Origin of the sequence: Pseudomonas helleri, from assembly GCF_045830615.1 — a bacterium.
Taxonomy (GTDB): domain Bacteria; phylum Pseudomonadota; class Gammaproteobacteria; order Pseudomonadales; family Pseudomonadaceae; genus Aquipseudomonas; species Aquipseudomonas helleri.
The window spans coordinates 2,805,081-2,824,809 of the sequence record NZ_CP174501.1; the positions used below are offsets into that span (position 1 = coordinate 2,805,081).

Here is a 19,729-nt window from a genome sequence, read left to right on the forward strand (position 1 = left end):
TAAACCCTCAATACTGGCCATACGAAAACTCCACTCCATGAGGCCAGTCATGGCAATGCAAAACATCAGCTTCGACCCCCAGGCGTTTCGTGCCGCGCTTGGCACATTCACCACCGGGGTCACGATCATCACCACCCAGACCGAAGAAGGCGCGCCGGTAGGTATTACCGCCAACAGCTTCAACTCGGTGTCGCTCAACCCGCCCCTGGTGCTCTGGAGCTTGTCCAAGCAAGCCCGCAGCCTGCCGGTCTTCAGCAGTGGCAAACACTGGAACGTGCATGTGTTGTCCACTGAGCAAGAAACGCTTTCAGGGCGTTTTGCCACCCAGGGCGAGGACAAATTTGCCGAGATCGAACTCGATAATGGCGTCAGCGCGGCCCCGCTGCTGCAGAATTGCACCGCACGTTTCCAGTGCCGCACGGCCTTTCAGTACGAAGGCGGCGATCACGTCATTTTTGTTGGTGAAGTTCTTGCCTTCGATCACAGCGACCGCGCACCGCTGGCGTTCCAGAGCGGTCAATATGCGCTGGCTACGCGTAAGCCGCGCAGCGAGTTACGTCTGGCGACCACCCCGCCGCCACCGGAATGCAGCTACACCGAAGACCTGCTCGGTTACCTGCTGGGCCGCGCCCACTACCAGGTGCTCAACACCCTGCGCCAGTTGCTCAACAGCAAACAACTGGACGAACAGACATTTTTCATCCTGTCGATCCTGTGCATTCGCGACAACCTCACCCTAGAAGAAATCAACACCTTCGTGAGCTACACCGGGCGTGAGGTGACGCTGGCCAGCATGCGTTTTCTTGAGCGTCAGCGTCTGGTGGCTTTCGAAGGGTCAGCAGAAGCATTGCGCTTTGTGCTCACCGCTCAAGGCCGCGAAATGTCCTTGCACCAACTGGCGCTGGCCAAGGCCGTGGAAGAGGATCTGTCGAGCACGCTGGGCGCCGCGGATGCGCAAGCCCTGAAGGTATTGCTCAAGCGCTTGATCGTGGTCAGTGACCCGGGCTTGCCCGATTTGTGGGCCCCGCGATGACTGCTCGCGCAGGTGTACTACCCCCCGCCACGCTTGGCTGGGGCAGTCATGGCTTGCTGATGCTGTTGGCCCTGGTGTTTGCCGATAACTTTGTCGGCCGGCAAATTCTTGCGGTGATGGTCGAACCGATCAAAGCTGAGTTTGGCGTCAGCGACACCGCCATCGGGGTGATTTCGGGCCTGGCGTTTGCCGGGGTCTATGCCCTCACCGGTTTGCCTGCCGGGCGTCTGGTAGACCGCATGCCGCGTGTCCGCCTGCTGGCCATGTCATGCCTGTTGTGGGCGTTGGCGACAATGGCCTGCGGGTTGGCGGGCAGTTTCCTGGCGCTGGCCGTTGCCCGCATGCTGGTCGCTGTCAGTGAGTCACCCACGACCTCAGCATCGCTGTCGCTGATCGCAGACCTGTACCCGCCCCAACGGCGTTCGTTTGCAATCAGTTGTTTTACCGCAGCCCCCACCTTCTCTTCGATCATCGGCTTGAGCATCGGTGCCTGGGTAGTCGAGGTGTACGGCTGGCGCAGCGGCTTTATTGCACTCGGCATCCCGGCCTTGGTGTTTTGCGCGATCCTGGCCTTTTTTGTGCGTGAACCGCAGCGTGGCCGCTGGGACGTAGTGGCTCCCTCGCACACGGCGCCTGCATTGCTCGGCATGGGCGCCGAGGCGCGCAAACTATGGGCCATACCCGCTTATCGCTGCCTCGTGCTCGCCGGCGGCCTGACCACGCTCAGCTCTTACGCAATCGGCATGTGGAACACCAGCTTTCTGGTGCGCTCCCACGGTTTGTCGCTGCAACATGCCGGCTTGCTGGCCGGGGTGATTTGCGGGTCTTCGGCCGGATTTGGCGGCCTATTCAGTGGCTGGTTGAGTGATCGCCTGTGTCGCCGCCAGGCGCATTGGCAACTGACCATTCCGATCCTCGGCCACTTGATCGCGCTCTGTGCCCTGATCCCCTACCTGCTGTGGTCCGACAGCTTGCTAGTGCAGGTCGGCACTGTACCAATCCCGACCGCGATGCTCTGGTGTGCGCTGTATTCGTTCTTTGCCGTGTGGTGGGTTGCCCCCTCCTACAACCTCGTGACCCAACTGGTGCCGACAGGTCGTCGCGGCACCGCCATGGCGCTGCAAACCATCATCAGCACCTTGTTTGGGGTCGGTATCGGCCCATTGATCACCGGCCTGTTCAGCGATTTATTGCACCCGGTATTCGGATACGAGTCGCTGCGCTACGCCTTGCTGCTGGTGAACCTGCCAGTGATTTGGGCCGTGTTGCTGCTGATGCGCGCCATGCGTCATGCCTCCAGGACAGGTTATCGCTATGTCGAGACACCACTCGGCGCAGAGAGGTGAATAATTTGCCCTGATGCAGGCATGGCCTGCGTTCTTACTCCGTCATTAAAAGGCAGCTTTATGAACGATCTGATCCATAGCCACCAGCAAGGCGCCGTTCTCACCCTGAGCATCAACCGCCCAGACAAGCTCAACGCCCTCACCAATGCCATGTACACCCGCTTGGCCGACCTGCTGTATGCGGCAGACGAAGACCCGGCGATCACCGCCGTCATCATCACCGGGGGCGAGCACTGCTTTACCAGTGGCAACGACCTGCGGGATTTTCTCGAGTCGCCGCCCACCCACTTGAACAGCCCGGCGTTCCGCTTTATGGACGCGGTTATCCAGCTGGACAAACCCTTGATCGCGGCCGTCTGCGGCGCGGCCATTGGCATCGGTACCACCTTGTTGCTGCATTGCGATCAGGTGCTGGTCACCCGCCACGCAAAACTGCGCATGCCCTTCGTCAACCTCGGCCTGTGCCCGGAATTCGGCGCCAGCCTGCTGCTCCCCCGCCTGCTCGGCCATGCCAGAGCCGCCCGGCTGTTGCTGTGGGGGGACGGCCTGGACGGGACGCAAGCGGTCGCCCTGGGATTGGCCAACGAAGCTTTTGAAGACGGCGAGCAATGCCTGGCCGCAGCACAAAAAATGGCACAGCGCTTACTCACCCTGCCCCGTGAATCCGTGTTGCACACCAAGCGTCTGTTGAAACAGCCGCTGCTGGAAGCACTGAAAGACACCCTGCGCCGGGAAAACCTGCTGTTTATGGAACGCCTGAAAAGCGCCGAGGCCAAGGCTGTGCTGGAAGGCATGTTGCAGCGCAGTGCCGAGAAAGGCTGAAGCCGGTTTCATGACTGCCTACGCCATTAAATCTAGCCTTGCGCCAGCCCCAACACCCACTCGCGAAAAATCACCGCACAGGGCGACAACGGCCGATGCTTGACTGACACCAGATACTCGGCGCGCCCTGTCACGCATTCAAACCCGGTGACGCGCTGCAGCTCGCCTTTGGCGAAGGCTTCGTCGCCCATGAAGGTCCACGCCAGGCCAATGCCCATGCCTTGTTGCACCGCGCGAAAAGCCAAGGTCAGTTGGTTGAACACCGGGGCTTTTTCCGGGGCGAGGTAGTCGATGCCGAAATGCTCAAACCACTGCTCCCAGTCCAGGCAATGCCAGGCCGAGGTGTCAATCTGCACCAAATTGGTGCTGGCCAGTTGTTCCAGGGTTTCAATGCCGGTGACGTCCAATGAGGTATGAGCCACCGGAAAGACGATTTCCGGCATCAAAAAATCGCTGTTCAGCGCACCCCACTCGCCTTGGCCGTAGAGGATGCCCAGGTCGTAATCCTTGAGGCTGGCTTCATCGAATTCATTCATTGCGTGCACGTGCACGGCGATGTCGGGATAGGCCTTGTTGAATTCGATCAGTTTGGGGAACAGCCAAAACTGCGCCAGAGCGTGGGTCGCCAAAATTGAGACGGTGTTGGGTTGATGCACATTGCGGATCCGCGTCACGCTTTGGTGCAGGGTGGTCAGGAGTGTATTGACCGTTATCAGCAGTTCCTGCGCGGCAGGCGTGAGCATGACGCCGCGCGGTTTTCTTTCGAACAGCGGCACGCCAATGCAGTCTTCCAGCTGACGCATTTGTTTGCTCACGGCGCTTTGGGTCAGGAACAACTCTCTGGAAGCGCCGGTAAAGCTTGAGTGGCGGCCGACTGCTTCAAAGGTGATCAGGGTTTCCAAAGGCGGCAAGGCACGCAGGTAACGGTTGATGATGCAGTTCCTTGTGGCGATAAACAGCAAGATATTCCGCAGCGGAATGGATGACTGATTTTTTATCGCAGGTGGCGTTCAATTGCTACCGATAGAATCTCGCCAAAGTCATTATTTGAGTAGGCGTGATGAAAAGCGGGATTGTGTTTGCGTTGCTGGCCGGAGCCATTTGGGGCGGAGTCATTCTTGGGCCCTCCTTGCTGCCGGAATTTAATGCGGTACTGATCAGCAGCGTCCGCTTTGCGATGTATGGCCTGATTTCCCTGGCCGTTGCACTGCCCATGGCAGCACGCCTGCTGGCCAAAATCAGCCGCGCCGATGTCAGCATGCTGCTGCGTCTGTCACTCACCGGTAACGTGTTGAACTATGCGCTGCTGGGGGCCTCTGTGCAGCTCAGCGGGGTGACAGCGGCCTCGTTGATCAACGGCATCATGCCGGTGGCTATCACGTTTTTGGGCCGCGCCGATGCGGGCTCGTTGCCGATCAGCAAACTCAAGCTGCCTTTATTGATGGTATTCCTCGGAATCGTATCGATCAGCCTGGAACACACTGGCGCCCATTCATCGGGCACAGAGTTGACCACGCAACTGCTGGGCATCGCTTGCGGGTTCTGCGGTGTGATCAGTTGGTCGTGGTACGCCACCCACAATGCCCGTTACCTCAAGCACAGCGCATTCAACAGCAGCGAATGGTCTACCCTGCTGGGCATCGCTACCGGGACCGTCGCCGTGGTGTTTGGCCTGGTGGCCTGGTGGCTGTTCCCCAACCTCATGCCTGCCAACATCGACAGCAGCCGCTGGATGAACTTTTTGTGGGTTTGCCTGTTCCTGGCGTTCTGCGGCTCGTGGATTGCCAATGGGCTATGGAATGCCTGCTCACGGCGTATGGCAGCGTCGCTCAGCGCGCAATTGATTGTCTTTGAAACGCTGTTCGCCTGTATTTATGGCTTCTTTTACGCCCAACGCCTGCCCAGCCTCATCGAGTTGGTGTCGATTGCTTTGTTGGTGGGCGGCGTGGTCTGGGCGGCGAGGCGCCATCGACTGCCGGGCGTTAAGCTACCAAGCCCGGCCTGTCAGGGCTAAAGCGCTGTTACGCGTGCCAGCAGCGATACCAGCCGTTGTTTTCCGAAACTTGCAGTTCAGTTTGATACAGCGCCGAAAGCTTCTCGCTGGTGAGGATTTCGCGCTTGGGCCCGTCGGCAATCAATTTGCCCTGGCTGATAAGAATCACCCGGTCGATTTCCGGAATGATCTCGTCGATGTGGTGAGTGGTGATGATCATGGCGCGATCTTCGCCACAGAAATTACGCATCAGCGACAACAAACCAAGGCTGGCGCCCATGTCCAGGCCGCTGGTGGGTTCGTCAAGAATCAGCGCTTGCGGGTGATGAACCAGGGCGCGGGCCAGCAGCAAGCGGCGCTTTTGCCCGGTGGACAGGCGCTGGAACATACGCTGTTCTTCAATATCGCTGCCCAATTGCTGCATCAGGTTGCGGGCCAAGGTGATGTGTTCTTCATTGGGCTGCAAGTGAGCGTGGGCGCCCATGGCGCCAAAGAAACCGGACACCACCACATCCAGCGCCGAGGTGTACGGGGTGTAATCCTCTTGCATGTCCTGGGACACAAAGCCGATCTTGCTGCGCAGGGCCCACAGGTTAACGGTTTCATCGCCGAACAGCTTCAGGTAGCTGCCTTCACGCTCAACCGGGTAGATCTCGCGGTTGATTAGCTTTAACAGAGTGCTTTTGCCAGCGCCGTTAGGGCCAAGGATGGCCACGCGTTCGTTGTAGCCAATGTGCAGCGAGACGCGGTCGAAGACCTGTGTTTGCTGTTGAAAAGCGCTGACCTGGTTCAAATCGATCATGGTTATGCCTTGGTTGACCGTGGGTTCGTGCCGTAGCGACTAGCGTTTTGCCGCGCGAGACTGTACGACGCATTCTTGGGTTTTGAAACCCTTTTGCGGCCGGTAAATCCTCCACCCATGAGCGCAAGCACGCTGTGGCAATCTTCACTATGAATGGAAACATTTCTCATTTATATTTGCTGCCGCTCTGCACCCGCTCAGGCCGATCATGCCCTTCGACCCCGTCAAACCCTCACTGCTCAGTACACTGGTACGTCACTACGACGAGCTGGTTGATCATGTGCGTCGGCGTTTTGGCGATCGTGGCTTTGCCCGCGAAGTGGTCCATGACGTCTGCGTGCAATTGCTTGAAAAACGCGAAAAGGATAACGTCCACACGCCGTTGGCGTTGTTGCGCAAGATCTCCCACGATCAAGCGGTCAACCGCTACCGCAGTGAGCGACGCAGCCAGGCCTGGCTCATTGAGATGCCCGAACCGCTGGATGCTGTCTGCCCGGCGCCGTCACCTGCGCGCCAGTATGAGGCGGCACGGGAGCTGGAGTTGCTCACCCAGGCCATCAGCCAATTGCCGGAGCGTTGCCAGATGGTCTTTGTCATGCACAAGATTCACGAGTTGCCCCAGGCTGAAGTGGCCGCACGTATGGGCATTTCACTAAAAACCGTCGAAAAACACTTGCGTCTGGGCATCGCTGCCTGCCGCGCACACCTGAATCGTCCGCCCGGCCCTTTATGAACACGCCCTCTTCACCCGAGCAACCGCTGTCCGCCGAAGACCAAACCCTGGCCCGCCATCGCGAAGAGCTGCGCAAGCGCTTTCCGATGCCCACCCCCAAGCCGCGCAAACCGCGCACGCCGCTGGTGGTTGGAGCCCTGGTCGCGCTGGTGGGTGCAGGCCTGTTCTGGACAGACCCCAGCTATCGCATCGAGCAGTACAGCAGTGCACTGGGTGAGCGTCGCGTGCTCGATCTGGCAGACGGCAGCCGGGTGGTGCTAGACAGCGGCACCCAGGTTGAAGTCAGTTGGCACTTGCGTTCGCGTCGCGTGGCACTCAACAGCGGACAGGCCTTGTTCGATGTCAGCAAGACGCTGTGGCGCCCGTTCCAGGTGGATGCCGGTGCTGCCCGTGTGACCGTGTTGGGCACCCTGTTCAATGTGGCCCGCGAAGCGAATGCCGTGCACGTGGCATTGGTGCGCGGAAGCGTCAACGTGCAGTCAATTACCGATCCGGCACAGCAACAGCGGCTGATTCCGGGGCAGCAGTTGGCGGTCCTTGACGGTCAGCTACAGCCAACCCGTAACGCCGACCTGCCCGGCGTGCTGGCCTGGCAAGAACGCAAGCTGGTGTTCTCGCGCACCCCGCTGGCACAGGCCATTGCGCAGATCCAGCGTTATCGTCAGGCGCCGATCCGCCTCGAAGACCCAGCCCTGGCGCAATTGCCCATCAGCGGCGTATTTAACACCGACAACGTTGAAGACCTGCTCGACCTGTTTCCGCATATCTTGCCGCTGACGATGGCGCGGGATGCGGACGGTACGTTGCACATCACCCACAAGCCTGCAAAAAAATAATTCAGTGACGAGGTAGGGTTTTGCCGTGCGGGTGACGGCAATAGAACTAACCCTAACGTTCTCAGGAGCCCCGTCCATGAAACAACGCTTGCCGGCGCGTCAGTATCTGTCGCTGTCTGTACTCGCCACCAGCCTTCTGTTCGCCCTCTCGGCCAATGCCCAGGACAAGGACAAGGACACCTTCGACGTCGACTTGCCGAGCAGCAACCTGGAGCAAGCGCTGAATACGCTGGCCCAACAGTCCCGCGTGCAAATCATTTTCGCCAGCGACGTGGTCGGCAACAGCACCACCCCGGCGCTCAAAGGGCGCTATACCGCCGAAGAAGCTCTGTACCGACTGCTCGATAAACATGGCCTTAACGTGCAAAAGCGCGACGACCAGACGTTTTTTATCGTCGCGCAAGACACCCAGGCCAATACCCTCACCCCGCTACAGCCTGCTGAGCCGGTGGCTTTGGGCACCATGGTGATCAAAGGCGATGTGTTGGGTAGCGCCACCGACCCGCAAGTTCGCACCTACGCGGGCAGCCGTACGGTGATCGGCAACGAGCAACTGCAAAAAGCCAGCGTGCGCGGGGTCGATGAAGCCTTGCAACGTGTACCGGGGGTCAAGGTGTTTGACGAAACCGGCACCGGCGCGCTGCCACAAATCGCCGTGCGCGGCCTCTATGAAAGCCGCAGCGGCCGGGTTCAGGCTTTGTCCGACGGGATTCCGCTGGCATTGGCGCCCTATGGCCAGACCGGACTGTCATTGTTCCCGGTGACCATGGCGACGGTGGATCGTATCGACGTGGTGCGCGGGGGCGCGGCGGTGCAATACGGCCCGAACAACGTCGGCGGCGTGATCAACTTCATCAGCAAACCCATCCCCCGCGAGTGGCAAAACACGGTTCAAGAGCGCACCACCTTCAACCCCGGCGGCCGCCAGCTATGGGACACCTACGTGGGCACCGGCGGTTACCTGACCGACAATTTCGGCCTGCAACTGGACCTCAACAGCATCAACGGTGAAACCGGTCGTGAACACTCCGACACGGATATCCAGAACTACCGCCTGCGTGGCCAATGGAACATCGACGATGACCGTGACCTGAGCTTCGGCATTCAGCACTACCGCGCCGACATGGACCTGCCGGGCGCCCTCAGCGTGCGCGACTATAAAGACAACCCGCGCCAGTCGACCCGCCCGCTGGACAACTTCGAAGGCAATACAGACCGCGTCTGGGGCACCTACACCCAACAATTGGGCGCTATTGGCCCGTTCGACTCGGTGCAGTTCAGTTGGACCAACTTCGCCCACAAGAGCTACCGCAACTTTGTCGTGGGCCTGCCTTTCACCCCGGATGGCACCGCCGTCACCAAGCAGGATGGCCCGCGAGACTTCAAGGTCTGGGGCAGCGAGCCGCGCCTGAGCATGAACATCGACGGCGACCAGGTCAGCCAGACTTGGTTACTGGGTGCCCGCTACGTCAAGGAAGACATCGACTACAAGGTCGATCGCCAAAGCGTTGCCACGGGCAAAACCACGCCGTTCCGTGACTGGCAGTTCAATGACTCGGCCAAGGCGTTCTACATCAGCAACGCCATCGGCCTGTTCGACAACCGCCTGACCATCACCCCCGGTGCGCGTTATGAAAATGCGCGCATGGATTACGACGACGGCATCACTGGCTTTACCAACGAGAACACCTCCCGGGAGTGGTTGCCGGGCCTGACCGTCGGCTTCCAGGCCAGTGACGACTGGTACGTGTACGCCAACGCGCAGAAATCCCTGCGGCCGCCGCAAGTCACGCAGATCGTCAAGGAAGGTCAGGTCGGTGCTGAACTGGCGTGGAACTACGAAACGGGCGTGCGCTATACACCTTGGGACGGCCTGCGCGTCGATATGGGCCTGTACCGCATCGATTTTGAGGATCAGATCGTCTACAACGGCACCACCGACCGCTTTGTCAACCTGGGCAGCACCCGTCACCAGGGCATCGAAAGTGAAATCTTCTGGACCCCGCAAGCCCTGCCCGCCCTTGACTTGCACGCCAGTTATGCCTACCTCGATGCCAAGCAGCGTAACGGTATCTACAAAGGCAATGACGTGCCCTTCGCCTCGCGCAACCAATTCAGCGTCGACGGTCATTACCGTTTTGCCGAACACTGGAGCTACAGCCTCGATGGCCTGTACGTGAGCAGCGCTTACACCGACGCCGCCAACAGCGTAGACGAAGATGCCATAGCCTCGGTCGGCCGGCTGCCCGCCTACTGGTTGTGGAATACCGCCATCGAGCGCCAGTTCAAGTTGCAAGACCACAGCGTACTGACCGCCTCTGCGGGCATCAGCAACCTGTTCAACCGCGAGTATTACTTTCGCGGCATCGACACCAGCCCGTGGGGCCGCCAAACTGCACCGCAACGCTCGTTGACGTTGGGGCTGAACTATCAGTTCTGATTAACAGGCCCCCTCTCCTTCGGGAGAGGGGGCTTTTGATTTGCCCGCCCCCCATTCCCGTAGTAGCTGTCGAGCTTTGCGAGGCGACGTCCGTACGCACAGCAACCGCAAGGGGCAGAAACGCTTCAGCCTCAATGGAGCCTCCGATTGATGAAACTTTCTTCATAAAGGCATCTCGCCACACTTAAGGTATGCAGTTGCGGCATAGCCCATTCTGAAACGTCATAAACCTGTGTTTTGCTGCGTGGTAGTCTCGCTGAACCATGAACAGGCATAGATCGTAATTCGATGATGGCCAGAAACAGGAAAGATCATGCCCAAAAAGTCCCACACCGCCCTGCGCAATAACTTCCGCCAATTGCTTGCCACCCCTGCGTGTTTCGAAACGGCTTCGGTTTTTGACCCGATGTCCGCACGCATCGCCGCTGACCTGGGTTTTGAGGTCGGTATCCTCGGTGGCTCGGTAGCGTCGCTGCAAGTCCTGGCAGCCCCTGATTTTGCCTTGATCACCCTGAGTGAATTCGTCGAGCAGGCGACCCGTATCGGCCGCGTCGCTCAACTGCCTTTCATTGCCGATGCTGACCACGGCTATGGCAATGCCCTCAATGTGATGCGCACCGTCGAAGAACTCGAGCGTGCCGGTGTTGCCGCACTGACCATTGAAGACACCTTGCTGCCCGCACAATTTGGCCGTAAATCCACCGACCTGATTTCTATCGATGAAGGCATCGGCAAAATCAAGGCCGCCCTGGAAGCCCGTGTAGACCCGGCGCTCTCGATCATCGCGCGGACCAACGCTGGCGTGTTGTCTACCGAAGACGTGATCAAACGCACCCAAGCTTACGAAAAAGCGGGTGCAGACGGCATCTGCATCGTGGGGATCGATGACTTTGCACAGCTTGAACAAATCAGCGCGAAGCTCACAGTGCCGTTGATGCTGGTGACTTATGGCAACCCGAAACTCAATGACAGCCAGCGTCTGGCCAGCTTGGGTGTACGCATTGTCGTCGCCGGTCACGCCGCTTACTTTGCATCGATCAAGGCCACCTACGACAGCCTGCGTGCCCAGCGTCACCTGACCAACAGCACCAATAACCTCAGCGCTACCGAACTGACCCACACCTACACCCAGCCGGAAGACTACGTGGCCTGGGCCAAAGAGTTCATGGACGTAAAAGAGTGATTTACCCCCCGGTTGGATAACACGGCCGTTATCTCACCACCTTAATAGACCTGTGGTTGGACAACGACCGCATGGAGAGCGTTACGTCAGACGATGTCATCTACCACACCGCCGTCTACCCGCAGTGCCGCCCCTGTCGTCGCCGACGCCTGAGGTGAACACACGTAGACGACCATGTTGGCGACTTCTTCAACCGTTGCTGCGCGCTGAATGATCGAGCTGGGCCGATTGTGTAAAACAAATGCAGTCGCCACTGACTCCAGGGTTTTACCCGTACGCTCAACCTCGTCTTTCAGCATGTTTGCAACCCCTTCAGACAAAGTCGGTCCCGGCAATACGCTGTTAACGGTCACGCCGCTACCTGCAACCCGCTTGGCCAACCCTCGCGCCAACGCCAATAGCGCTGTCTTGGACACGCCGTAATGGATCATGTCAGCCGGAATATTGCGTGCCGACTCCGACGACATAAACACCACCCGCCCCCAACCTTTATTGACCATGGCCGGCAGCAACGCCCGGCTCAAACGAACCCCGGACATCACATTGGTTTGCCAATAGCTGTCCCAGACCTCGTCATCGGTTTCGTATAAGTCCTGAGGCCCATAGATACCGGCATTGTTCACCAGAATATCGACCTCACCCGCCTCGCGAACCAGCGCCGCAACACCCTCGGCGGTGCTCAAGTCAGCAGCAATACCCTGCACCGACGTACCCGGCACCGCTTTCGTCAACCTGGCGACGGCCTCAGCCACAGACTCCGTACTGCGACCATTGAGAACGATCTGCGCGCCCGCCTCTGCCAGGCCCTGGGCGATGGCAAAGCCGATACCGCCGGTGGAAGCCGTTACCAGTGCGCGTTTGTCATTGAATTGGATGTTCATCGCTTCTCCTTGTCATACGTGATCGTGCGGATGTGTGATGGGTACACCCAGTACGACCTTCAGCAAAGCGAATTGACTCCCGGACCATTCTAAAAACAAACTTTACCGCACAGTGGAAACTTATCGCTGGCTGCCATCAATTAACCAATTTGACAGTGTTGCGCGTAGAACCCGGCGATCCGGCTCCACATTTCGGTCGGGTTGGAGTACATAGGGAAGTGGCCGCAGGCCGGTATCTGCGCCAGTTGCACGCCCGCACGTTGAATGGATGACAGGTACGACAACGAGGCGTTCTGTTCGCCATACATAAACAGGCGCGGGCAACTCAGACTGAGGAATTTGCCCATCAGGTCGGCGTTATCAGACAAATCGACTATCGACTCGAATATCCCGCGCACCGCCTCAGCTCGTACCTTGTGGCGCAAGCTTGCTGAATACAGCGCGCTGGCAAATGCCGGAGCATGGCGGGTGCGTTCGATAAAGGCATTGAAAAACGCCTGCGGGTCCTGGGCCGGGTAATCCACGATCTGGCGGCTGAGAAAACAGTCTTCGGGGGCAATATTGCCTTCGATATCGACAAAGCTCAGCACCCGCTCAGGGTACTGGTGGGCCAGTAACAGCGCATTCAGCCCGCCCATGGAATGGCCGACCACGTGAAAGCGCTCAATACCGAAATGCTCCAATACCTGAAGGGCGGTTTGTAACTGGAATGGAATGCTGACCCGCGACAGGTCATCGCAGCGGGTTTCACCACACCCCGGTGCATCGAAGGCCAGGAATGGATGCCCGGCGAATGCTGGCTGCAGGGCAATGTCTGCGTAGTCTTCTTTGGTCGAGCCAAAACCATGCATGAACACAATCGGGGCCAAATGGCCTTCGCGGTGGATGGCGGCGACATTCATCGGCACGCCCTCGACACTGAGCGGCAACTGGTGGTGGGTAAAGCTGGTAAGGATTGGCACGTAAAACCTCTGGTACAAAAAACAAAGCGCCAATGTCGGGGCAATTGCTGCGGCTGTACATTCCTTATTCCGTTAGGTTTTTATAGGCCAAACCTATCAAAACCACAGACCCGGACTCATACCTTGTCGCGGAACCTGGCAATGATTTCATCGATCAGCGGGTTGGCACGCTCGGCATTCCAGGCCACCGCGGTGGTCACCACATTGAGCTTCTGGCTCAACGGGCGAAACACCACGTTGGCGGGGGCCAGCTTTTTCAAGGACGCCGGAACCAGCGCAATGCCCTGCCCATAACTGACAAAGGCAATCTGTGACGCCACCGAGCGTACTTCGTGCAACACCCGTGGCGAAAAACCGCTGGCCTTGCAGGTGGCGATCAGGTTGTCGAAATACACCGGGCTGACTTTGCGCGAGAACATCACCAACGGCTCATTGGCCAGGCTGGACAGGTTTATCCGGCTGCGCGAAGCCAAGGGGTGATCCGCGGCCATCGCCACCATCAGTCGGTCTTCGAGCAATGGCAACGACTTGATTGATGCGCCCAAGTCACCGTCCAGGCGGGCAAACGCCAGATCAATGTCTGACGATTCAAGGGCCGGTACGGCTTCAACACTGTCGATTTCACGCACCGAGACGGTCAGGTGCGGGTAGTCGTTTTTCAATTGTTCAATCAAGCCCGGCAGTACATCGAACATCGCCGTAGAAATTGCACCAATGGTCAGAACCCCCGACTGGCCGGCCACGGCTTCTTCAACGGCCAGTTCCAGACGCTCCAGTTGCTCGGCGAATTTACGTACCGCCGGCAGGATCGCCGCGCCCACGGGGGTTAATTTGGCACCGCGGCGGGAGCGATCAAACAACTTGACCTTAAGCGCTTGCTCAAGCACCTGAATCTGCTCGCTCAAGGGTGGCTGCGACATGCCCAGGCGCTTGGCGGCGCGGCCGAAGTTTTGTTCTTCAGCCACGGCCAGGAACAACCAGAGGTGACGGATCAGACGGAAATTGATCATGGCATATCCATAGGTTTGGCGTATCTAACGCTTATTTGATTCGTAATATACCTATCAAACACACTCCTCGACACTGGGCGCCTTCGTCACCACCGAGGTTCCCCCCATGAAGCCCCCCTGCTTGCTTGACCGTTTGGCCGCGTTGGACACCAACACGGTGTCTGATGCCCTCGATTTCCTTGGCATCAAAGGCGCCACTGCTGGCCTGCGGCCCTTGTGGAACTGCCCCAAAATCGTCGGCCGCGCCAGCACCGTGCTGCTCGGCCCCAAAGGCGACAACCTGCCCACCGTGCATTTGATCACCCCGGTGGTTGAACGTATCGACAGCGATGACCGGGTGTTGGTGATCGCCGGAGGCCTTGAGGGCATCTCGTGCTGGGGCGACACCCTGGCCAATGCCGCTGTCAGCAAACGTGTGCGCGGCACGGTGATTGACGGCTTCAGCCGTGACATCGACGGCAACGCGTCCATTGGTTACCCGGTGTTTGGCCGTGGCGTAACCATGATCAGCGCACGCAACCGGGTGGTGCAGATCGACTCGGCGGTGACGATCACGGTCGCAGGCGTCGAGGTCAGTGAAGACGACTACGTGATCGCCGACAACTGCGGCACGGTGTTTGTACCTCAAGCCGCCATTGAGCAGGTTGTGACGATCGGCGAGCGCATCACCCGCCGCCAAAACGCCATGGTCGATGCCATTCGCGCGGGCCGTTCAGTGGCCGAGGTCATGCACGACAGTCAGTTCGATGCCATCAATGCGGAGCACGCACAATGAATGATCAGCAGTTGGTAGCCCTGTTTGAAGGGCTGGACACCCCCGGCGTCTCTGATGCCCTGGACAAACTCGGCTTGCCCGGCCAGTGCCTGGGCATCGCCCCCCTGGCCAACTACACCCAGGTGGTTGTGGGGCCTGCATTCACCGTGCAATACGTTTCGGCCAGCGTTCCGCCGGGGACGGTGGGCGACTTTATTGATGACGTAGCCCCCGGCGACGTGGTGGTGATCGATAACGGCGGGCGCACCGACTGCACGGTCTGGGGCGACATCATGACCCAGTACGCAGGCAGCCGGGCCATCGCCGCCACGGTCATCGACGGGGTTTGCCGGGATGTCAGCAAAGCCTTGCATGACGGCTACCCGGTGTTCAGCAAAGGGCGTTTTATGCGCACCGGCAAAGACCGCGTGCAAGTGCAGTCGGTGAATCAGCCCGTGTCCATCGGCAGCGCCCGTGTGTGCGCCCGCGACATCGTCGTGGCCGACGCCAACGGCGTGGTCATCGTGCCGCGTGCCCGCGCCGCAGAAGTTGCCGCGTGCGCCCGTCAAATCGAGTCGGTAGAAGCCGAAATCCGCCAGCAAATCGCTCAGGGCAAATCCTTGAAAGACGCCCGCGCGGCGCTGGGCTATCACCACTTGCAGAGTAAGAACTGATGAGCCTCAGTACTGACATCCAGCGCCTGAACCAGCGGCTGGCCAGTGCCCAACCTTCGGCTACTTACCAGATCATGGACCGTGTGGCAGAACGTCGGGCGCAAGGGGCGGCGATCATCTCGTTGTGCGCAGGCGAGCCGGACTTCGACACCCCGGCGCATGTGCGCACCGCTGCCATCCAGGCCATCGAGGCGGGCCATACCCGTTACACCCAGGTGGCGGGCGTGCGTTCATTACGCGAAGCCGTTGCGGCCAAGTTCCGCCGTGAGAACGGCCTGCCCGTGAACTGGGCTGACACCCTGGTGTGCAGCGGCGGCAAACAAGTGATCTACAACGCTCTGGCGGCCACCTTGAATGAAGGTGACGAAGTCATCGTACCGGCGCCCTACTGGGTCAGTTACCCGGAGATGGTTCAGTTGTGCGGTGGTGTAGCCCGCATCGTCACCTGTGATGCCGAGTTTAAATTGACCCCGGCTTTGTTGGCCGCGGCAATCACGCCGCACACCCGCTGGTTGATCCTCAACTCGCCGTCCAACCCGACCGGCGCGGTGTACAGCCGGGCCGAACTGCAAGCGCTGGCCGAGGTGCTACTGGCCCACCCGCATGTGCTGATCCTGGCCGACGACATCTACGAGCATCTGATATTCGATGACCAGGCGTTCTTCACCCTGGCCCAGGTTGAACCTCGACTGGCCGCCAGAACCTTGACCATGAATGGCGTTTCCAAGGCTTACGCCATGACCGGCTGGCGTATTGGTTTTGCCACCGGGCCACGCTGGTTGCTGGAGGCCATGGAAAAACTCCAAGGCCAGCAGACCTCCGGGGCGTGCTCTGTGTCGCAACAGGCGGCGCTGGCGGCATTGGAGGGTCCCAAGAATTTCATCGGGCAGAGCCGGGCCGCGTTCCAGGGCCGACGGGATTTGCTGGTCGAACAGTTGAACGCCACACCCGGACTGGAATGCGCCATACCGGCGGGTGCGTTTTACGTGTTTGCCAACTGCGCGAGGCTGCTTGGCAGAACGTCTGCCGGTGGGCGCGTGCTGCACACCGACGAAGACGTCGCCCATGCCTTGCTCGACGAAGCCAATGTGGCGGTGGTGCCGGGCAGCGCGTTTGGCCTGGCGCCTTACATCCGCATTGCCTATGCACTGGATGAGGCGTCGTTGCTGGCCGCCTGCAAAGCGATTCGCAAGTTTTGCGACACTGTCAGTGGCTAACAATCCTGTAGGAGCGAGCTTGCCTCGCGATCTTTTGATCTTAAAAAGATCGCGAGGCAAGTGGCTGGGGTTAACGCACAAACAGTTGCGAGGTGGTGATGGCCATATCGCCACCGGGCAATTTGATGCTGCCCACTTGTTTCATGCTGTCAGCATCAAACACCGCAACGTCGTTGTAGGTCCCGGCGAGGTAGATTTTGCTGCCGTCCTTGTTGAATGCAATGCAATAGTACGAATGGTCCAGTGGCGCCGACTGCAAGAGCTTTTGTTGCTTGATGTCGTACTTGGACAAGCGGTTGAGCAAGCCAAACATCAGGTTCGGGTCTTTCGGTGATCGCATGCCTGTGAAGTAAATTTCGGTCAGCGGGCCAAAATCGGTGGTTGTCGCCTTGCCGGTTTTAAGGTCAACGCTGAGCTGGCCATACACATAGTCGGCAGTGGCCAGATCCTGTTTGTCGTCCTTGAACTTGGCCGCGGTGTAAAGCAGCGAGAAATCGTGCAGGTAGCTCTGATGGTTCCAGAAATACAGCACGTCCGGTGAGCTGTAGCCTGGGCGGTTCCAGTGGCGGGTGGGGAGCAGCACATCGAATTTGCCGGTCTGCGGGTTGACCTTATAAAGGTCTGGTCCGGCCACGTACAAGCTGCCGTCGTCACCCGCCTGCATGATGCTTAACTGCCGGGGCGCCGGAAAACTGCGGATCGGCTTGGCATCCAGACCGGCATCGGTGGCGTACACATCAAGCCGCGGTTGCTGCACCTCGTAATGGTCGTTGAGCATCAACGTCGGGTTGGCGATGGTGTACAGCTCCTTGCCGTCCGGGCTGAGGGTGAAGCTGAACATGGCGCGGGCCTTTTCCCCCGGTTTTTGCGTGATGCTGGCATGGAACACCTGCTTGCAGGTGTCCAGTTCGACGCCATACACATCGGCGTAGTGGTTATTGAGCACGTACGCAGTTTTGTGGTCCGGCGATATTTGCACCGAGCCCGGCCCGAATGCGTCCGGCATCTTGCAGGTTTTGAACAGCGTGTCGGTAGCCGCATCCACCACGTGCAGGTTGTTCGGGTAGTTGGTGAGCACCATGTACTCATGGCCGGTTTGCAATGCGCGATTGTCATCGGCCAACACGGTCAGCGAAAAGGCGCTGAGAACGGCAAGCGCGGCCTGGCCGCAGGTTTTGATGCTTGGCATGCTGGAATCCTTATTCTTGTTTACCCAGGCAAGTCATTTGTCTTTTGGAAAGACAGTCCCAAGGTTGCGCCAGTTTTCGTTGGACGCCTGAGCGTCCTTGTTCCAGTCCGGGTAGGTGCTCATCATGTCGGGCACCTGGGCTGGCCACCAGCACGGGTCGGAACAGCCGTACAAGTCAGACTCCATGGGCTGGCACAACGACGAGACGCCGCCAAACGCATCAATTTCCCAACCTGGGTCGGTGGTCGAGGTGCACCCCGCCACCGAGTTCATCGCCACCACTTCCTCGATCTGGTTTTCGGCCGCAGCCTCATCGAGTTTCAACGCTTTGTTATTGATTGCCTTGAGATGTTTCATATCAGTGAGCCTTGCGCGGAGTGATGTAACTGCTGATGAACGCAGGGTTTTGGGCCATGATCCGGGTGTACACCTCGATGCCGAAGTCGACCCAGTCACGCATCAGTTCGCAGTAGTGATAAGTCGGGTGCGTCGCATCGCCATAGCGGGCGTAACTCTCGTGGTAGCAGCCACCGGAGCACAGATTACGGATCTGGCAGTCATCGCAGCCCGTGTTGGTGCGGTCCAGGCGTTGCGACAAAAAGTCATTGAGTTCCACTTGTTTTACTGCGCTGTGCACGTTGCCAAACGTCGGCAAGGTCGAGCCGGTAAAGCGGTGGCACAGGTTGAGTTCGCCCTTGTAGTCGACGGCCAGCATTTTCAGGCCTGCGCCGCATGGCAGGGCTTTTTTGTGGCCCTCATGGATGTCGGTAATCAACTGGTGCAAGTTGGAAAAACCAATGTTGCGGTGCTCCAGTGCCGCCTCCAGATAACGGCGGCCCAGGCGCTTCATGCTGGCAAAGACTTCCACCAGTTCGTCATTGCTGAGGTTGAAACTGCTGATATCACCGGAGGTCACCGGGGCAAAACCGACTTCAGCAAATCTCAGCTCGTTGAAAAGGTGGTCCCAGATGGTTTCGACATCGGTGACGCCGGTGGTCAGCGTCACCCTGGCACCGACCGGGCGGCTGTTGTAGCGCGACAAGAGCATTTCGGCCTTGCGCCGCACCACGTCATAGGTGCCCTGCCCGCCCACGGTGATGCGGTTGCGGTCGTGCACGGTTTTTGGCCCGTCAATACTCACTGATAACCCGAAACGGTGAGCGTTGAGGTAGTCCACCGTGTCTTCATTCAGCAGCGTGGCGTTGGTGGTCATCACGAATTCCACCGACTTGCCCGCCTCGGCAAAGCGCTTCTCGCAGTAATCGACCATATGTTCGATCAGCTTGCGGTTGCTCAACGGCTCGCCGCCAAAGAACACCACGGTAAAGCGCTCTTCGTCCGGGGACTCGCGCAAGAGCATTTCCACCGACGCCACGGCGGTGTCGATGTCCATTTTCTTGCCCTCGGAGGGCTTGTCCAGGTCTTCCTTGTAGCAGTAGGTGCAGCTCAGGTTGCAGCCGGTGTTGACGTTGAGCACCACAGTGTTGATGGCCGTGCGCTCAACCCGTTTGGCGGCTATGTCCGGGGTCAGTGGCGAACCGTCGCTGACCAGTTCCAGGGACATCAGCTCACGCAAGGTTTCAGTGATTTCTTCACCGTTAAAGCGCGAAGCCAAGCGTTGGATCAGGTCATCCGATGAGCAGCCGGGGCCGCGTAGCGTATCAATGATGGTGCTGGTCAGCTCATCGCTGGCAAACAGCGATGAGCTGGGTATGTGAAACAGCATGCGGTCAGCATCCACGTGCACTTCGTGCAGGTTGCGTTCCACCAGATTCAAGATTGCGCCCATGCCAAACCTCCAGTGCGAGCCCCGTCGGCGGGACTTGCGGTCATTCCGAAAAGTGTTTGTCGCCA

The 19,729-nt window shown here is 59.1% G+C and carries 19 protein-coding genes; 11 read left to right on the top strand and 8 right to left on the bottom strand.

The window, feature by feature from the left end:
* Positions 1–49: 49 nt before the first annotated feature.
* From ACJJU9_RS12590 to ACJJU9_RS12600, 3 genes are read left to right on the top strand one after another with little or no spacing between them, the layout of a single operon-like run.
* Positions 50–1,033 carry a flavin reductase family protein gene (locus ACJJU9_RS12590; protein WP_153350760.1) on the top strand — a complete coding sequence of 328 codons (984 nt, stop codon included), beginning with the start codon at positions 50–52 and terminating at the stop codon, positions 1,031–1,033.
* The gene (locus ACJJU9_RS12595; RefSeq protein WP_153355547.1) at positions 1,030–2,379 is read left to right on the top strand and encodes an MFS transporter; all 1,350 of its coding nucleotides are present in this window, start codon (positions 1,030–1,032) and stop codon (positions 2,377–2,379) included. The genes ACJJU9_RS12590 and ACJJU9_RS12595 overlap by 4 nt, the downstream gene beginning before the upstream one ends.
* Before the next feature lie 60 nt (positions 2,380–2,439).
* On the top strand, positions 2,440–3,201 hold the full coding sequence (locus ACJJU9_RS12600) for an enoyl-CoA hydratase-related protein (RefSeq protein WP_407730931.1): 762 nt from the start codon (positions 2,440–2,442) through the stop codon (positions 3,199–3,201).
* Between the two features lie 32 nt (positions 3,202–3,233).
* On the opposite strand, the gene ACJJU9_RS12605 is transcribed toward ACJJU9_RS12600, so the two are convergent.
* Positions 3,234–4,163, bottom strand: a complete 930-nt coding sequence (locus ACJJU9_RS12605; protein WP_407730932.1) for a LysR substrate-binding domain-containing protein — start codon at positions 4,161–4,163, stop codon at positions 3,234–3,236.
* A gap of 95 nt (positions 4,164–4,258) precedes the next feature.
* Between ACJJU9_RS12605 and ACJJU9_RS12610 the strand changes: the two genes are divergently transcribed.
* Positions 4,259–5,215 (top strand): DMT family transporter, encoded by a 957-nt coding sequence (locus ACJJU9_RS12610; protein WP_407730933.1) that lies wholly within the window; start codon positions 4,259–4,261, stop codon positions 5,213–5,215.
* 7 nt (positions 5,216–5,222) lie between these two features.
* Here the strand turns inward: ACJJU9_RS12610 and ACJJU9_RS12615 are convergent, their stop codons facing one another.
* Entirely contained in the window at positions 5,223–5,996 is a 774-nt protein-coding gene (locus ACJJU9_RS12615; RefSeq protein WP_123749224.1) for an ABC transporter ATP-binding protein, read from the bottom strand.
* A gap of 208 nt (positions 5,997–6,204) precedes the next feature.
* On the opposite strand from ACJJU9_RS12615, the gene ACJJU9_RS12620 reads away from it, so the two are divergent.
* From ACJJU9_RS12620 to ACJJU9_RS12635, 4 genes are all read left to right on the top strand, one after another.
* Positions 6,205–6,729 (top strand): RNA polymerase sigma factor, encoded by a 525-nt coding sequence (locus tag ACJJU9_RS12620; protein ID WP_407730934.1) that lies wholly within the window; start codon positions 6,205–6,207, stop codon positions 6,727–6,729.
* Positions 6,726–7,565, top strand: a complete 840-nt coding sequence (locus tag ACJJU9_RS12625) for a FecR family protein (RefSeq protein ID WP_407730935.1) — start codon at positions 6,726–6,728, stop codon at positions 7,563–7,565. Before ACJJU9_RS12620 ends, ACJJU9_RS12625 begins: the two co-directional genes overlap by 4 nt.
* A gap of 76 nt (positions 7,566–7,641) precedes the next feature.
* Positions 7,642–10,005, top strand: a complete 2,364-nt coding sequence (locus tag ACJJU9_RS12630) for a TonB-dependent siderophore receptor (RefSeq protein ID WP_407730936.1) — start codon at positions 7,642–7,644, stop codon at positions 10,003–10,005.
* A gap of 313 nt (positions 10,006–10,318) precedes the next feature.
* On the top strand, positions 10,319–11,188 hold the full coding sequence (locus tag ACJJU9_RS12635) for an oxaloacetate decarboxylase (RefSeq protein WP_153372055.1): 870 nt from the start codon (positions 10,319–10,321) through the stop codon (positions 11,186–11,188).
* Positions 11,189–11,274: 86 nt separating this feature from the next.
* Here ACJJU9_RS12635 and ACJJU9_RS12640 read toward each other — a convergent pair whose 3' ends face one another.
* The 3 genes from ACJJU9_RS12640 to ACJJU9_RS12650 form a co-directional block, all read right to left on the bottom strand.
* Positions 11,275–12,069: an SDR family NAD(P)-dependent oxidoreductase gene (locus tag ACJJU9_RS12640; RefSeq protein WP_407730937.1), complete on the bottom strand. Its 795-nt coding sequence runs from the start codon at positions 12,067–12,069 to the stop codon at positions 11,275–11,277.
* A 140-nt stretch (positions 12,070–12,209) separates the two neighbouring features.
* Positions 12,210–12,971 (bottom strand): alpha/beta fold hydrolase, encoded by a 762-nt coding sequence (locus ACJJU9_RS12645; protein WP_407730986.1) that lies wholly within the window; start codon positions 12,969–12,971, stop codon positions 12,210–12,212.
* 176 nt (positions 12,972–13,147) lie between these two features.
* Positions 13,148–14,041, bottom strand: coding sequence for a LysR family transcriptional regulator (locus ACJJU9_RS12650; protein WP_407730938.1), 894 nt, complete (start codon positions 14,039–14,041; stop codon positions 13,148–13,150).
* A 106-nt stretch (positions 14,042–14,147) separates the two neighbouring features.
* On the opposite strand from ACJJU9_RS12650, the gene ACJJU9_RS12655 reads away from it, so the two are divergent.
* From ACJJU9_RS12655 to ACJJU9_RS12665, 3 genes are read left to right on the top strand one after another with little or no spacing between them, the layout of a single operon-like run.
* Positions 14,148–14,816 carry an RraA family protein gene (locus ACJJU9_RS12655; RefSeq protein ID WP_153355596.1) on the top strand — a complete coding sequence of 223 codons (669 nt, stop codon included), beginning with the start codon at positions 14,148–14,150 and terminating at the stop codon, positions 14,814–14,816.
* Positions 14,813–15,469: an RraA family protein gene (locus ACJJU9_RS12660; RefSeq protein ID WP_407728607.1), complete on the top strand. Its 657-nt coding sequence runs from the start codon at positions 14,813–14,815 to the stop codon at positions 15,467–15,469. Before ACJJU9_RS12655 ends, ACJJU9_RS12660 begins: the two co-directional genes overlap by 4 nt.
* Positions 15,469–16,686: a pyridoxal phosphate-dependent aminotransferase gene (locus tag ACJJU9_RS12665; protein ID WP_407728608.1), complete on the top strand. Its 1,218-nt coding sequence runs from the start codon at positions 15,469–15,471 to the stop codon at positions 16,684–16,686. Before ACJJU9_RS12660 ends, ACJJU9_RS12665 begins: the two co-directional genes overlap by 1 nt.
* A 70-nt stretch (positions 16,687–16,756) precedes the next feature.
* Here ACJJU9_RS12665 and peaD read toward each other — a convergent pair whose 3' ends face one another.
* From peaD to peaB, 3 genes are read right to left on the bottom strand one after another with little or no spacing between them, the layout of a single operon-like run.
* Positions 16,757–17,875: a quinohemoprotein amine dehydrogenase subunit beta gene (gene peaD / locus ACJJU9_RS12670; protein ID WP_123749232.1), complete on the bottom strand. Its 1,119-nt coding sequence runs from the start codon at positions 17,873–17,875 to the stop codon at positions 16,757–16,759.
* Positions 17,876–17,908: 33 nt separating this feature from the next.
* Positions 17,909–18,232, bottom strand: coding sequence for a quinohemoprotein amine dehydrogenase subunit gamma (gene qhpC / locus ACJJU9_RS12675; RefSeq protein ID WP_407728609.1), 324 nt, complete (start codon positions 18,230–18,232; stop codon positions 17,909–17,911).
* A 1-nt stretch (position 18,233) separates the two neighbouring features.
* Complete coding sequence (gene peaB, locus ACJJU9_RS12680) at positions 18,234–19,664, bottom strand: quinohemoprotein amine dehydrogenase maturation protein (RefSeq protein ID WP_407728610.1); 1,431 nt, start codon at positions 19,662–19,664, stop codon at positions 18,234–18,236.
* Positions 19,665–19,729 lie beyond the last annotated feature (65 nt).